Genomic DNA, 14,652 nt, shown 5'->3' on the forward strand with positions numbered 1-14,652 from the left:
TAATCGGAGAGGTGCCTGAGTGGCCGAAAGGAGCGGTTTGCTAAATCGTCGTAGGTGGAAACATTTACCCAGGGTTCGAATCCCTGTCTCTCCGCAATATTTTCAAATTTAATTTGGATAATAGATAACCATTTCGGGGTGTAGCGTAGCCCGGTTATCGCGCCACGTTTGGGACGTGGAGGCCGCAGGTTCGAATCCTGCCACCCCGACACTGTTTTCGTAGAAACAATAAAACTACGGGCTCTTAGCTCAGCTGGATAGAGCACCTCCCTTCTAAGGAGGCGGTCTCAGGTTCGAATCCTGAAGGGCTCACTTAAAGCCTCACAGAAATGTGAGGCTTTTTTGTTTTTAATACTTTAATTAATTTCTGATTATTACTTGTCTTTTTTTTAATGTTTTGATTAATAATGTTTTAGGTGTTTGTTTTTACAGCTTTTTTAATTTAATTGTGTAGTTAAACCGATTTTTTGGAACGTTTATCTATTTGTTCTTATTAATTCATTTTTAAGCTTTTATATCTTATTTCTAAAAGTACTTTTGCAGCCCCAAATATGACACATTAAAGTGTTTAAATAATTAAATGTAAAATGAAATATTTAGTAAAGTTATCTGTAAAAGTTTGTTTAATATTATTTGTCTCTAGTTGTACTGTAGATAGTTTAGAGGAATCAATGAATGAAGAGTCAACCAACGTTTATTCTGTTGTAAACAATCCATCATGCAATAACCAAAATCCGCAGTCTAAACTTATAAATAATGGAAGTGTTGCTTTTACATTTCAAATTATAGATTTAAATAATAATTTGATTGAATTAGTTAATGTAGCTCCAAATACTTCTACTGACTGGGTTAGTTTTCCTGAAGGAGCAACCGTTTTTAATGTTACTAGTGGTACTACAGGAGTTTCTGATGATAAAGTTTTTATAGAGATGACTAATTGCTCAGAGGTAGAAATTGTTATTAATTCTATTAATAAAATAGATTCACCAGTAATAAATAGTCTTTAAAATTAAATTTTAGAGCAAAGAATTATAATTTTTGAATTGTCAAGATTGGTGGTGAAAAACAAATAGTTTTTCCCACCATCTTTTATTTTAAGCTTTTTTCTAATTTGTGATACTGACTCAGGAAAGTTACGAATTGTAATATTAGCTTGCTTTAATCCAAGCTGTTTATTGAATGCTTTTTTGTTATATGGTACAATCTGTTCTATTTTGAATTGTCTTCCTGGAAATTGTACTAAATCCTTGTTAGTGTATAAATGTGAATGCTTGTGTAACTTTGAAAGCTTTAAATTATTTCCGATTGTATTAAATGCTCCAGATTTTAAAATAGCAGCATTAGGCTCGTAAAGATAATTAAGAGGAAGACTATAATTTGGTATTTGCTCAGCTTCATTTTTTAAAATGAAATTGAATTTTTGTTTATCGTTTTTTTCAAGGTTGATTGTTTGGATTTCTATTTCGCCATTAAAATCTTTTTCTAAAATCCATAATATTTCTTTTACTTCATTATTTAACGCTACGCAATGAATGGTTTTAACATTTTGAAGTTGAGTTGTACCTAGCGAAATATCTAATAATGGAGATGTTTTTATCATCACATTATTAGTGTATTTAAAAAGAAGATTTAAATTGTCTGGAATATTTGGTAAACAATCCTTTAATATAAACACTTTGCCTTTTACATCATCGCGTCTAGAAGGATCCACATAAATCCAATCAAATTTTTGATTTATTTTTTTAAAACTTTCAAACCATCTTGATTATAAAAATCAATGTTATTTAGTTTTAATGTTTCTGAATTGTATTTAACAATTTCTGATAAAATGGTGTTTACATCACAATGGACAACGTTTTTAACTTGTTTTGAGAAATAGAGACTATCTACACCAAAACCACCAGTTAGGTCTATTAAATGTGCTCCAGAGACGAGTTCTGATTTATATCTTGCAGTTGCTTCAGAAGAAGTTTGTTCGATATTTAATTTTGTTGGATAGTAAATGTTAGAAGTATCATACCAAGTAGGAAGCTTTTTTTACATTTTTGTTTAGCTTCAATTTGTGTAATGATATCTTTTTTTAAACTGTCCGGAAAAGGAATCCCTTTTAAAGCTAATTCTGAGACATCAGAATTTATATTTTGATTAATAAATTCTTGAATATTTGGTTTTAAAATGTCTTTATTAAAATTAATCATCTAGACCTTCCGTCAATTTATTTACTACTCTGTATTCTGATAAAAACTCTTTAGCAATTACTTTTATTGCAGTATATGAAGGGATAGCTACTATCATACCTATTATACCAAATAATAATCCTGCTATAATTATGACCAAAAATATTTCTAATGGATGCGATTTTACACTTTTAGAAAATATAAATGGTTGGCTAAAAAAATTATCTACTAATTGTGCTATAACAAAACCAATCATAACATATATGGTTTTAGGAAGTATTACATCGCTAAAATTTTGACCAAGATTACTGGACATGCTTAATAGTATTAACAAAAAAGCACTAATAATTGGCCCAATGTATGGTATGATGTTTAAAAGTGCACATAATGTTGCTATAATTACTGCGTTTTGAATTCCGAAAATTAATAGTACAATAGAATAAATAGTAAATAAAATTAACAATTGTAAAAGTAAACCTCCAAAATATCTAGTCAGTAAATCACGAATGGTAACGAAAGATTTTCTTAAACGTTTTTCATGTTTTTTTGGCAGTACAGTAATTAATCCAGTACTCATTAATTTGCTGTCTTTTAGAAAAAAGAAAGAGATGAATAACACCGAAAATAAGCCTATACTAAAACTTCCAAAGCCTGCAATAACATAATTTAAAAACTCAGGAATTACCCCAAAATTTATGTTTGACATGAATTTTGAATCTTTTATGGATTCTTCAACTTCTGAAGAATTTAAACCAAAATGACTGATTGCTTCTTTATAAAGATTTTCAACGTTTGTTTGAAGTAGCTCTATATCCAATAAAGCTAGATTTTGTCCTTGCTCTATAATTAAAGGAATAAATAAACTTATAATACCAAAAACTATAGCTAAAAATACAATCATTGATACAACCACTGCTAAGGTGTCTGAAAACCTTAAACGTGATTTTAAAAATACAACTAAAGGTCTACCTAATAAAGCAATAATACCAGCAATTACTAAATATACTATTACAGATTGTATTTTGTAAATAAACCATATTAATATGGCAACAGATAATAATGTTCCAACCGCTCTTAATATTCCGTTTGATATTGTTTTTGCTGTCATCTTGTAAATGTAAAACTTTGAATTTTATTTAGTTAGAAAATTGTTTGGTAATTTCATATAAACAAATGCTTGTTGCTTGCACGACATTCATGCTGCTATTTTGTCCAAACATGTTAATGTGAAGTGTTGCATCGCTTAGTTTTAAGATCTCATCCGAAACTCCAAAATTTTCATCTCCAATAACCAATGCAATAGGTTTTGAAGTGTCAAATTTATATTGATTTAAAGCTTGACTATTTGTTGTAATTTCTAAAGATATAATAGTAAAACCATCTGTCTTTAGTTTGTTGATGATCGGTAAAGCAGTCTCTGTTACCTCAAAATTAACAACTTTTTCTGTTGCACGTGATGTTTTGGTCATTTTTCGACCTAAAGGAATATCACTTCCGCAGAACACCAATTTATCAACACCAAATGCATCACAAGCTCTAAATAAGCTACCAATATTTGGTGCATTTGTAACGTTTTCGCAAATTATTGTAATAGGATGTTTTTTTTGCGTAAAAGTGGACGTGTAGTGTGTATGTTGCATGATATATTTATAAAATGTTATCTAAATGTTTAAAATAGGCACTTAGTTTTCAAAAGCATATTTTACAATATTTGCTCCCATTTTTAAGGCCTTTAACCTAACGTCTTCAGGATCGTTGTGTACTTCTTTATCTTCCCAACCATCACCTAAGTCACTTTCAAAAGTAAATAATACCACTAATCTAGTTTCGTGATATAGTCCAAAAGCTTGTGGTCTTTTGCCATCATGCTCATGTATTTTTGGAAGTCCATCTTTAAATGTAAAAGCACTGCTAAATATTGGGTGAGTTGTTGGTAGTTCTTCTAATTCTTGATTTGGGAAAATTTTTTTCAACTCTTTGATAGCATATGGTTGCATTCCGTAATTATCATCAATATGCAAGAAACCTCCAGCTTTTAAATAATTTCTAAGATTATCAACTTCGTCATCATCAAATAATACATTTCCGTGACCTGTCATGTGTAATAACGGAAACCTAAAAATATCCACACTTCCTGCTTCAACAGTTTCTGGTTTAGCAGTCATTTGTGTATTGATATTGTTATTACAAAATTGTATTAAATTGGGTAAAGCAGTTGGGTTACTATACCAATCACCACCACCTTTGTATTTAAGAATAGCTAAATCTTGACCATACATTAAAAGCGAGAAAAAAGTAAAGAGAATAGTTAGTCTTAATTTCATAAAAGTTTATTCGTTTATAAACGCAACACTATGACATGCAACTATTGCAGCAGTTTCAGTACGTAGTCGTGTTTGACCTAAAGTTACAGGAATAAATTTGTTTTGGATAGCTGTCTCTATTTCTTTTACAGAAAAATCACCTTCAGGTCCAATTAAGATTGTAATTTCTTTATTAGGCTTTACTTGAGATTTTAAAGATTTTTTATCTGTTTCTTCGCAATGAGCGATGTATAAATCACCAGAAAAATCTTGATTACAATACGCTTTAAATGACATTGCTGGATTTAAAATAGGGTAGTAGCAATTTAAAGATTGCTTCATAGCAGACTGAATTATTTTTTCAAAACGTTCTGCCTTGATTACTTTTCTTTCGCTGTGATCACAAATAATTGGTGTTATGCTTGTTATACCAATTTCGGTAGCTTTTTCAAGAAACCACTCGTACCTGTCATTCATTTTTGTTGGTGCAACTGCTAAATGTAAAGTGTAATCTAGCGGTTGCTGTAAAGTCGTTTCAATAATAGTTACAACGCAATTTTTTTGATCACTAATCGTGATTTCAGCTTTAAATAGATACCCTTTTCCATTTGTAATGTTAAGGATGTCGCCAATTTGTTTACGTAAGACTTTTACAATATGCCTGCTTTCGTCCTTAGGAAAAGTAAATTGTTTGGTATCTGCTTCAATATTTTGGTTGTAAAATAATTGCATTTAGTCCTTGGCTATCACTTTTAAAACTTTAATCTCTTTTATCTTTTTAATACGTTCGGTTTTTAAAATAACATAAAACGCATTTGGTTCTGCGATTCTAACTGTATATAATGTACCAAGTTTATTATCTAAATTAAAGGCTTGTTCTTCAACTTCAGTAGGCATGCTTCCTTCTTTTAACCAACCAGAATCACCACCACGATTTGCGTTTTTGTCCATCGAGTATCGTTTGGCTAAGTCGTCAAAGCTTATACCATCTTTATACGATTGTAATATATTGTTTTTATATTTTACAATTTTTGAAGCTTCAACTTGATTTCCATCAAAAAAGATGTAACTAATTCTGTAATGTCTATCGTTAGTTTTATCTACTATTTTATAATGTGTGGTATTAAATTCTGATTTAACAACTTCTGTACTTCCTACACTATTATTTAAAAGTTTTGCAGCTAATTTGGTTTTATGTTTAGCTTCGTTAAAAACTAAAATTTTATTTTTTCGAGATTTTTTAGTTTCTAAAAATTTTTCAGCTTGCTCAACGGTTGCAATTGTATCTAACTCTTTTTCTAATGATTTTTGAGCAACAGTTGTAAATGTTAATAGGCAAATGGCAAGCTTAAGTAGGTTTTTCATGTTTTGGATTATGTTTGTTTTGACAAAAAAACAAAAAAATATAGTCTTATAGGTTAAAATTCGGACTGATTTAACACAGTAATTTAAATTTTTAATCTAGAATTGGCCATAACATTTTGTTCGGCAAAGTCACCTTCTAAATATTTTAAGTAACCAACAATGGAAATCATTGCTGCATTATCTGTTGTAAATTCAAATTTTGGAACATAAGTTGTCCAGCCATGTTTAGACTCTCCATCTTTTAAAGCCTGTCTGATTCCAGAGTTTGCTGATACACCACCACCAATAGCTATGTGTGTAATGCCTGTTTGTTTTACAGCTAATTTAAGTTTGTCTGTTAATATACCAATGATTGTATATTGTATAGATGCGCAAATATCGTTTAAGTTATCGGTAATAAAATTTGGGTTTAGTTTGACTTGTTTTTGAATAAAATATAAAACTGCAGTTTTAAAACCAGAAAAGCTAAAATTTAAACCATCTACTCTAGGTTTAGTAAATTTATAAGCCTTTGGATTACCTAATTTAGCAAGTTTGTCTATTTGTGGCCCAGCTGGATACCCTAAGCCTAAAATTTTACCACTTTTATCAAAAGCTTCTCCAACAGCGTCATCAATAGTTTCTCCAATAACATCCATATCAAAATAGTGATTGACTTTGACTATTTGTGTATGTCCACCAGAAATAGTCATTGCTAAAAACGGAAATGGAGGTTTACTAAAACCGTCTTCTTCTATAAAATGTGCCAATATATGAGCTTGCATATGGTTAACATCTATTAAAGGAATATTCAAACCATAAGCTAATGATTTTGCAAACGAAGTACCAACTAATAAACTACCCATTAATCCTGGTCCTTTAGTAAACGCTACAGCACTAAGTTGTGATTTAGTAATTCCTGCTTTTTTCAAAGCTTGATCAACCACAGGTACTATATTTTGCTGATGTGCTCTAGATGCTAATTCTGGTACAACTCCACCATACTCTTCATGTATTTTTTGACTTGCAACAATGTTACTTAAGATCTTTCCGTTAAGGATAACAGAAGCTGCAGTATCGTCGCAAGAACTTTCAATTCCGAGGATATAAATATTTTGTGAAGTCATTAGTTATTTTTAGGCATAATAATTGTTAATTTTGGTGTATTGTTTAACAACTAAATTACATTTGTTTTTCTTAAAGCAAAAGTAAGATATTATAAATAAATTTTAAGCTTAAAAAACGTATCAAAAAATTTCTAAAAATAGTAGGTAAACTGTTAGCAATTTTACTGTTGCTTTTCGTCATATTTGTATTGGTGATGTCTATTCCAGCTGTGCAAACAAGTTTAGGTAAGTGGGCTACTAATTGGTTAAATGAAGAATATAAAACCAATATTAATATTGATAAAATTGGACTTCAGTTTAATGGAGACGTTGAAATTAAAGGGATTTTAATTAAAGATTTTAAAAAAGACACATTAATAAGTGCTTCAGAGTTAAATACTTCTATTATTAATTTTAGAAAATTAAGTCAAGGGACACTTAATTTTGGTGATATAGATTTAGAAGATTTAGTTTTTAATATAGTAACCTATAAAGACGAATCTGATACCAATCTTGATGTTTTTGTTGCTAGATTTGATGACAATAACCCAAGAAAAGAAAAAAGTACGTTTTTAATGTCTTCTAGTGACATTACAATTAGTAATGGTACATTTAGATTGATTGATCAAAACAAAATAACTCCAAAAATATTACAGTTTGATAATATAAACTTAAACGGTACCAATTTTCTCATTGATGGTAGTAATGTTAAATCACGTATCAATACTATGCAATTTATGGATAGTCGTGGTTTAAAATTAGAAAATTTAACTTCTAATTTTTCTTATACTTTATCAGAAATGCGTTTTGATGATTTAAATATCAAAACACCAGAATCATTTATAAAAGGAGCATTGCGTTTTAATTATAATCGTGAAGATTTTAAAGAGTTTGAAGACAAAGTATTAGTCTCTGCTAATTTTACAGATGGTAGTGTTTTGTTAGATGAATTAAATGTGTTTTATAACGAATTTGGTGAAAATCAACGTGCTAATTTTTCGACTGTATTATCTGGTACTCTTAATAATTTGACAACTGAGAATTTAAAGTTGGAAACCAGTCGAAACACCAAAATTTACGGAAATATAAACTTTAAAAATCTTTTTAATAGTGAAGCCGACAACTTTTCTATGGAAGGTGATTTTGATAATCTATCTTCAAATTATAGAGATTTAAAAGACCTTTTGCCTAATGTTTTAGGCGAGTCTATTCCGTCATTATTTGGTAAATTAGGAGATTTTACAGCAGTTGGTAAAAGTCACATTACACCTCATACAATCAAAGCAAATTTACAAATAGCAACCTCATTGGGTATTGTAAATAGTGATTTAGAAATGTCTGATATTGACAACATAGATTACGCTTCTTATACTGGTAATGTTATTCTTGACGAATTTGATTTAGGGATTTTATTAGATGATCCTAAACTAGGTAAAACATCTTTTAATGTAGACGTTGATGGTGTTGGCTTTAAAAAAGAAAATTTAAAAACACAACTAAAAGGAGACGTCTATAGTATTAATTACAATAACTACAATTATCAAAACATTACTGTTAATGGTCAATACAAACAAAGAAAATTTAACGGAAAGTTACTGTCTTTAGATAAAAATTTAAAATTAGAGTTTGACGGATTAGCAGATTTATCTCAAGAGGTTAAAACCTTTGATTTTGTGGCTAAAGTAGACTATGCCAACTTTAAAGCTATTAATTTATACAAAAGAGATCAGCAATCAGAATTTACAGGAATTGTAGACATGAAAATGAGTGCAACTAGCATAGATGACGCTGTTGGTAGTATAAATTTTAAAAACACAATTTATAAAAACGAAAACGATACTTATACTTTTAAAGATTTTGCAATAAGTTCAGAATTTTTAGAAAACGAGAGATTTATAAAAGTAAACTCACCAGAAATTATCGAAGGTCAATTAAGCGGAAACTTTAAATTTAATGACTTAGAGCTTCTTTTTGAAAATTCGCTTAAAAGTATTTATGCTAACTATGTGCCAAATAACATAGAGGAAAATCAATATGTAGATTTCAATTTTAAAATTTATAATAAAATTATTGAAGTCTTTTTACCAGAAGTAGAAGTAGGAGCAAATACTTTTATTAAAGGACGTGTAGAGAGCAACGAAAAAGCATTCAAATTAACTTTTAAGTCTCCAAAAATTAAGTTGTTAGATTATTTTGCAAATACTATTGAAGTGCAAGTAGATAATAACAATCCACTGTTTAATACTTACGTAGAAGTGGATAGCGTTTACACGAAACATTATAATATTTCAAAATTTAATTTAATTAATGTAACTCTTAATGATACGTTATTTATGCGTTCAGAATTTAAAGGCGGAAAACGTAACGATGATGCTTATAACTTGAGTTTTTACCATACAATTAATGAAGATAATTTATCCGTACTTGGTTTTAAAAAGAGTGATGTAACTTTTAAAAACAATAAGTGGTTAATCAACGAGGCTAAAAATAAATTTAATAAAGTCATTTTTGATCGTGATTTCAAGGATTTTAAAATTGAAGAATTTGTATTGAACCATCAAAACGAAGAGATTAAGTTAGCAGGTATTATAAGAGACACTACATATAAAGATTTAAAATTAAATTTTAAAGATGTAGACTTAAATAAAATTATTCCTGAGATTTCAGGTTTATCATTAGCAGGTAATATAAATGGTAATTTGGATGTCCTTCAAGAAAACGGAAATTACTTACCAAATGCTGCTTTAATAATTGATGATTTAGAAGTAAATAATACCTTTTATGGTGCATTTGATGCCAAAATTAAAGGAAATGCAGATTTGTCTAGCTATTTGATAAGTGCCAAGATTAAAGATGACGATACTAACTCTTTTATAGCTAAAGGGAATGTAAATATTAAAAATAACGAAGCTTTAATTGGTGTGAATTTAGACTTTAATAAGTTTGATCTTCAGATTTTAAATCCATTTTTAGAAGGTGTATTAGATAAAATTAGAGGAGATGTTTATGGTAATGTTAAAGTCATTGGTAAGCTAAATAAACCAAGTTTTAATGGAGCTTTAAAAATAGATAATGGTGGTATTGGTGTGCCTTACTTAAATGTAGATTATGCTTTCCAAGATCAAGCTTCTGTTACGCTTAAAGATCAAACCTTCAATTTTAATACTATTAATATAACTGATGTAAAAGAAAACTCTAAAGCGGTTTTAGATGGAAGTATTAGTCATACTAATTTTTCAAAATGGAAATTAGATTTAAACCTAGAAACGCCTAGGCTATTAGTTTTAGATACAAAAGAAACTGAAGAGTCTTTGTACTATGGAACTGGTTTTATTGGTGGTTCAGCTAGGATTTATGGTCCAACAGAGAGTTTAAGTATCAATGTTATTGGTGAAACTAAAAAAGGAACTGTATTTAAAATACCATTAAATGATAACGAATCTTTTGGAGACAACTCTATCATTCATTTTTTAAGTCCAGAAGAAAAACAAGCTAAACAAGATGGTGTTGCTTTTGTAACACCAGAAGAATCTGGATTGGATCTTAATTTTGAATTAGATGTCACTGAAGATGCAGAAATTGAAATTTTAATAGACAAAACATCTGGTAGTACTATTAGTGGTCGTGGAGTAGGAGGTCTATTAATTGAAATAAATACCAATGATAAGTTTGATATGTATGGTGATTTTGTAGTTTATGAAGGGTTTTATAATTTCTTATATGGAGGTGTTATTGAAAAGAAATTTACAGTTGTACCATATGTAAGTAGTTTGCAATGGAATGGGTCTCCTTTGGAAGCAATCATCAATATAAAAGCTAAATACTCAACACGAGCAAATCCTTCTCCTTTATTAGATAATCCAATTAGTAGAAGTATTCCTGTTGATTTATTAATTGAATTGTCAGATCAATTAGAGCGTCCAACGATAGATTATAGTTATGCATTTCCAACCACTGAATCCACTATAAAATCTGAGTTAAATTATAGATTAGATTCAAAAGAAGAAAGAGAGAGTCAAGCATTATATTTAATTACTACAGGAGGTTTTAGTAGTGGTTTGGATGATGTTAATTTTACAGGTACGTTGACAGAGCGTTTAAATAGTTTAGTTAATAATCTACTTTCTACAGGTGATGGTAAGTTTAATATAGGTGTTAATTTTGAGGCAGGACAAAATAATCCAGATTACCAAACAGATAACCGTGTTGGTTTAACCTTACAAACACAGATATCAGATCGTGTATTAATAAATGGTAAAGTAGGTGTGCCTGTTGGTGGTCTTGGCGATTCTGTAATTGCAGGAGATGTTCAAGTCGATTTTTTATTAAATGAAGAAGGTACGCTTACTGCAAAAGTTTTTAATCGTGAAAATAGTATCAGAAACTTTGGTGAAGAAGTAGGGTATACTCAAGGTGTAGGTTTATCTTATAGTGTTTCATTTGATACATTTGGAGAATTATTACAAAAAATATTTAATCCTAATAAGAAGGAAGAAGATAAAAAAGACGAGTCTCCAGCAAATACTCCACAACCTAAAAACGATAAAGGCACATTTTTTCCTGAAGATATGTCTTTTGATGAAGAGTAGATTTCACTACCATATTTTATCCATAAATTCAATTTAACCTGCTGTTTTTTATTAAGTTATTAACGAAAACGTTATAGTTTTAGGCTTATCGTTAAATTTTAGTAAAACCAATGTTATATATTATTTTTCTTTAGTAGATTTACTTTATTAAGAGAAAAATATGTCAAAAAAATAAATAAAATTGCTGTTATGACTTCCGGAGGAGATGCTCCAGGAATGAATGCAGCAATACGTTCTGTAGCCAGAACTTGTGCCTATTATAATATAGAATGTGTAGGTATATATCGTGGTTATGAAGGTATGATTGAAGGCGATTTTAAAGAGCTTACCGCACGTAATGTAAAAGGCATTATTAACAAAGGTGGTACTGTTCTAAAATCGGCTAGATCAAAAGAGTTTCGTACTAAAGAAGGTCGTCAAAAAGCCTATGAAGCTTTAAAAGAAGCCAACGTAGACGCACTAGTCACAGTTGGTGGAGATGGTACATTTACAGGAGCCTTAATTTTTAATCAAGAATTTAATTTCCCAGTAATGGGTATTCCTGGAACCATAGATAATGATATTTACGGGACTTCACACACGCTTGGCTATGACACAGCTTTAAATACGGTAGTTGAAGTTATAGATAAAATCAGAGATACTGCCAGCTCACATAACAGATTGTTTTTTGTAGAAGTTATGGGACGTGACGTTGGTCACATTGCTCTTAATGTAGGTGTCGGAGCAGGAGCTGAAGAAATATTAATTCCTGAAGAAGATTTAGGTTTAGATAGGTTATTAGAGTCTTTAAGACGAAGTAAATTATCAGGTAAATCATCAAGTATTGTAGTTGTTGCAGAAGGTGATAAAATTGGTAAAAATGTTTTTGAACTTAAGGATTATGTAGAAGAAAATATGGAAGAGTACGAAGTACGAGTTTCAGTTTTAGGTCACATGCAACGTGGTGGATCGCCTTCATGTTTTGATCGTGTTTTAGCAAGTAGAATGGGTGTAAAAGCGGTTGAAAGTCTTTTAGAAGGAAAATCTAATTACATGGTAGGATTGGTTAACGATAAAATTGACTTAACACCATTAGAACAAGCAGTAAAAGGAAAATCAAAAATAAACGAAGAATTAATACGTGTGTCAGACATAATGACCACTTAATATAAATTGAATTAAACAAAATAAAAATATGTCAACATTAAAATTAGGAATCAACGGATTTGGAAGAATAGGTCGTATAGTATTTAGAGCGACAGTAAAACGTAGCGACGTAGATGTTGTTGCAATTAACGACTTGTTAGATGTAGATCATTTAGCATACTTATTAGAGTATGATTCTGTTCACGGAAGATTTGATGGTACTATTGAAGTTAAAGATGGTAACCTTATAGTTGATGGTAAAACAATTAGAGTAACTGCAGAAAGAGATCCTAAAAATTTAAAATGGGATGAAGCAGGAGCAGATGTAGTAGCAGAATGTACTGGTATTTTTACAACTTTAGAAACTGCTAACTACCATATTGAAGGTGGAGCTAAAAAAGTAGTAATCTCTGCACCAAGTAAAGATGCACCAATGTTTGTAATGGGTGTAAACGATGATAAATTAACAGCTTCAGATACAATCGTATCAAATGCTTCTTGTACAACAAACTGTTTAGCTCCAATAGCTAAAGTTATAGAAGATAATTTTGGTATTGAAGAAGCTTTAATGACAACTATTCACGCTGCAACTTCTACACAATTTACTGTAGATGCACCTTCACGTAAAAACTATAGATTAGGTCGTAGTGCTTTAAATAACATTATACCAACATCAACAGGAGCAGCTAAAGCAGTAGGAAAAGTAATTCCTGAATTAGATGGTAAGTTAACAGGTATGGCTTTTAGAGTACCAACAGTAGATGTATCTGTAGTTGACTTAACAGTTAAAACTAAAAAAGAAACCTCTTTAGAAGATATTAAAGCTGCTATGAAAAAAGCATCTGAAGGATCTATGAATGGTGTTTTAGGATATACTGAAGCAGCTGTAGTATCTCAAGATTTTGTAAGCGAAGTTAAAACAAGTGTTTTTGATGCAGATTCTGCTATCGAGTTAAACTCTACATTCTTCAAGTTAGTATCTTGGTATGATAATGAGTTTGGATATTCAAATAAATTAGTAGACTTAGCACAAAAAATTAACACGCTATAAAACGTGTTGTTTTTTAAATAATTTTAGCACAGTAATTAGATATATGTATCTTTTTTACTGTGCTTTTTTTATCTTACCATAAATATTTAATATATGATTTTAGTTGTTGATAGTGGATCTACAAAGTGCGATTGGATTGCAGTTGATAAAAACGGAAACCAATTACTTGAAAAAATAAGAACCAAAGGATTAAATCCTGCAATACTTTCTGAAAAGAAAATAAGTAAAATTTTAAAAAAGAGTACACCTTTGTTTAATAATAAAAATGAAGTGTCTCATGTCTTTTTTTATGGAGCAGGTTGCGGAACAGAAAATCCACGTTTATTACTAAAAACAGCTTTACAAGAATTTTTTCCAAATGCAGAAATTTTAGTAGATGAAGATACTATGGCTGCAGTATATGCTACCATTAATACACCAACTGAAGCAGCTGTAGTTTGTATTTTAGGTACAGGATCTAACTGTAGCTATTACGATGGTTCAATATTACATCAACGTGTGAAATCACTAGGTTATACACTTATGGATGATGCATCAGGTAATTATTATGGTAAAGAATTAATTCGTGATTATTATTTTAATCATATGCCAGAAGAAATAAGAATTGCTTTTGCAGATAAATATAATTTAGATGCTGATTATATCAAATACAACCTATATAAGCAACCCAATCCAAATGCATATTTAGCACAGTTTGCAGAATTTATGATCTTAAATAAAGATTCAGAATACATTATTAATTTAATCAAGTCAGGTATTAGAAGATTTGCTGAAAATATGATCTTACAATTTAAAGAAGAATTAAAATCTGTTCCTGTTCATTTTGCTGGTTCGATTGCATTTTTCTGTCAAGATGAAATTAAAGCGGTAGCTGAAGAATTAAACTTTAAGGTTGGTAATTTTGAAAGAAGACCAATCGAAGGTTTAGTAGCCTTTCATACAAATACATTAGAATAA

13 protein-coding genes and 3 tRNA genes are annotated in these 14,652 nt (G+C 29.9%); 8 read left to right on the forward strand and 8 right to left on the reverse strand.

The genetic code is table 11. From position 1 onward, the window contains the following. The first annotated feature begins 5 nt into the window (after window positions 1-5). The 4 genes from AC0L4B_RS11235 (at window position 6) to AC0L4B_RS11250 (ending at window position 1,007) form a co-directional block, all read left to right on the forward strand. Window positions 6-94 (forward strand) — tRNA-Ser (locus tag AC0L4B_RS11235). A 40-nt stretch (window positions 95-134) separates the two neighbouring features. Beyond that, window positions 135-209, forward strand: a tRNA-Pro gene (locus AC0L4B_RS11240). A 29-nt stretch (window positions 210-238) separates the two neighbouring features. Further along, a tRNA-Arg gene (locus AC0L4B_RS11245) sits at window positions 239-312 on the forward strand. Between the two features lie 275 nt (window positions 313-587). Beyond that, window positions 588-1,007: a hypothetical protein gene (locus tag AC0L4B_RS11250; RefSeq protein WP_473436987.1), complete on the forward strand. Its 420-nt coding sequence runs from the start codon at window positions 588-590 to the stop codon at window positions 1,005-1,007. 2 nt (window positions 1,008-1,009) lie between these two features. Here the strand turns inward: AC0L4B_RS11250 and AC0L4B_RS11255 are convergent, their stop codons facing one another. The 8 genes from AC0L4B_RS11255 to tsaD form a co-directional block, all read right to left on the reverse strand. Next, window positions 1,010-1,711 (reverse strand): THUMP-like domain-containing protein, encoded by a 702-nt coding sequence (locus AC0L4B_RS11255; protein ID WP_473436988.1) that lies wholly within the window; start codon window positions 1,709-1,711, stop codon window positions 1,010-1,012. Between the two features lie 271 nt (window positions 1,712-1,982). Continuing rightward, the gene (locus tag AC0L4B_RS11260; protein ID WP_473436989.1) at window positions 1,983-2,198 is read right to left on the reverse strand and encodes a hypothetical protein; all 216 of its coding nucleotides are present in this window, start codon (window positions 2,196-2,198) and stop codon (window positions 1,983-1,985) included. Further along, window positions 2,191-3,285, reverse strand: a complete 1,095-nt coding sequence (locus AC0L4B_RS11265; protein ID WP_473436990.1) for an AI-2E family transporter — start codon at window positions 3,283-3,285, stop codon at window positions 2,191-2,193. Before AC0L4B_RS11265 ends, AC0L4B_RS11260 begins: the two co-directional genes overlap by 8 nt. Before the next feature lie 28 nt (window positions 3,286-3,313). Next, complete coding sequence (locus AC0L4B_RS11270) at window positions 3,314-3,817, reverse strand: TrmH family RNA methyltransferase (RefSeq protein WP_473436991.1); 504 nt, start codon at window positions 3,815-3,817, stop codon at window positions 3,314-3,316. 42 nt (window positions 3,818-3,859) lie between these two features. Beyond that, window positions 3,860-4,501 carry a DUF4159 domain-containing protein gene (locus tag AC0L4B_RS11275; protein ID WP_473436992.1) on the reverse strand — a complete coding sequence of 214 codons (642 nt, stop codon included), beginning with the start codon at window positions 4,499-4,501 and terminating at the stop codon, window positions 3,860-3,862. A gap of 6 nt (window positions 4,502-4,507) precedes the next feature. Next, the gene (locus tag AC0L4B_RS11280; RefSeq protein WP_473436993.1) at window positions 4,508-5,212 is read right to left on the reverse strand and encodes a 16S rRNA (uracil(1498)-N(3))-methyltransferase; all 705 of its coding nucleotides are present in this window, start codon (window positions 5,210-5,212) and stop codon (window positions 4,508-4,510) included. Further along, window positions 5,213-5,845 carry a peptidylprolyl isomerase gene (locus AC0L4B_RS11285; protein WP_473436994.1) on the reverse strand — a complete coding sequence of 211 codons (633 nt, stop codon included), beginning with the start codon at window positions 5,843-5,845 and terminating at the stop codon, window positions 5,213-5,215. Window positions 5,846-5,928: 83 nt separating this feature from the next. Then, a complete protein-coding gene (gene tsaD / locus AC0L4B_RS11290) occupies window positions 5,929-6,951 on the reverse strand; it encodes a tRNA (adenosine(37)-N6)-threonylcarbamoyltransferase complex transferase subunit TsaD (protein WP_473436995.1) in 1,023 nt (340 codons plus the stop codon). 209 nt (window positions 6,952-7,160) lie between these two features. Between tsaD and AC0L4B_RS11295 the strand changes: the two genes are divergently transcribed. From AC0L4B_RS11295 to AC0L4B_RS11310, 4 genes are all read left to right on the forward strand, one after another. Then, window positions 7,161-11,519: a translocation/assembly module TamB domain-containing protein gene (locus AC0L4B_RS11295; protein WP_473436996.1), complete on the forward strand. Its 4,359-nt coding sequence runs from the start codon at window positions 7,161-7,163 to the stop codon at window positions 11,517-11,519. Between the two features lie 189 nt (window positions 11,520-11,708). Then, the gene (pfkA, locus tag AC0L4B_RS11300) at window positions 11,709-12,665 is read left to right on the forward strand and encodes a 6-phosphofructokinase (protein WP_473436997.1); all 957 of its coding nucleotides are present in this window, start codon (window positions 11,709-11,711) and stop codon (window positions 12,663-12,665) included. Window positions 12,666-12,693: 28 nt separating this feature from the next. After that, the gene (gene gap / locus AC0L4B_RS11305) at window positions 12,694-13,695 is read left to right on the forward strand and encodes a type I glyceraldehyde-3-phosphate dehydrogenase (protein ID WP_116822594.1); all 1,002 of its coding nucleotides are present in this window, start codon (window positions 12,694-12,696) and stop codon (window positions 13,693-13,695) included. A gap of 93 nt (window positions 13,696-13,788) precedes the next feature. Further along, window positions 13,789-14,652, forward strand: coding sequence for an N-acetylglucosamine kinase (locus AC0L4B_RS11310; protein ID WP_473436998.1), 864 nt, complete (start codon window positions 13,789-13,791; stop codon window positions 14,650-14,652).

The organism is Olleya sp. NP1-10 (assembly GCF_055804415.1).

Excerpts from the sequence above, each read along its gene's own strand:
- AC0L4B_RS11250 (WP_473436987.1), top strand. The coding sequence starts at position 588 with ATGAAATATTTAGTAAAGTTATCTGTAAAAGTTTGTTTAATATTATTT.
- AC0L4B_RS11260 (WP_473436989.1), bottom strand. The coding sequence starts at position 2,198 with ATGATTAATTTTAATAAAGACATTTTAAAACCAAATATTCAAGAATTT.
- AC0L4B_RS11265 (WP_473436990.1), bottom strand. The coding sequence starts at position 3,285 with ATGACAGCAAAAACAATATCAAACGGAATATTAAGAGCGGTTGGAACA.
- AC0L4B_RS11270 (WP_473436991.1), bottom strand. The coding sequence starts at position 3,817 with ATGCAACATACACACTACACGTCCACTTTTACGCAAAAAAAACATCCT.
- AC0L4B_RS11275 (WP_473436992.1), bottom strand. The coding sequence starts at position 4,501 with ATGAAATTAAGACTAACTATTCTCTTTACTTTTTTCTCGCTTTTAATG.
- AC0L4B_RS11280 (WP_473436993.1), bottom strand. The coding sequence starts at position 5,212 with ATGCAATTATTTTACAACCAAAATATTGAAGCAGATACCAAACAATTT.
- AC0L4B_RS11285 (WP_473436994.1), bottom strand. The coding sequence starts at position 5,845 with ATGAAAAACCTACTTAAGCTTGCCATTTGCCTATTAACATTTACAACT.
- tsaD (WP_473436995.1), bottom strand. The coding sequence starts at position 6,951 with ATGACTTCACAAAATATTTATATCCTCGGAATTGAAAGTTCTTGCGAC.
- pfkA (WP_473436997.1), top strand. The coding sequence starts at position 11,709 with ATGACTTCCGGAGGAGATGCTCCAGGAATGAATGCAGCAATACGTTCT.
- gap (WP_116822594.1), top strand. The coding sequence starts at position 12,694 with ATGTCAACATTAAAATTAGGAATCAACGGATTTGGAAGAATAGGTCGT.
- AC0L4B_RS11310 (WP_473436998.1), top strand. The coding sequence starts at position 13,789 with ATGATTTTAGTTGTTGATAGTGGATCTACAAAGTGCGATTGGATTGCA.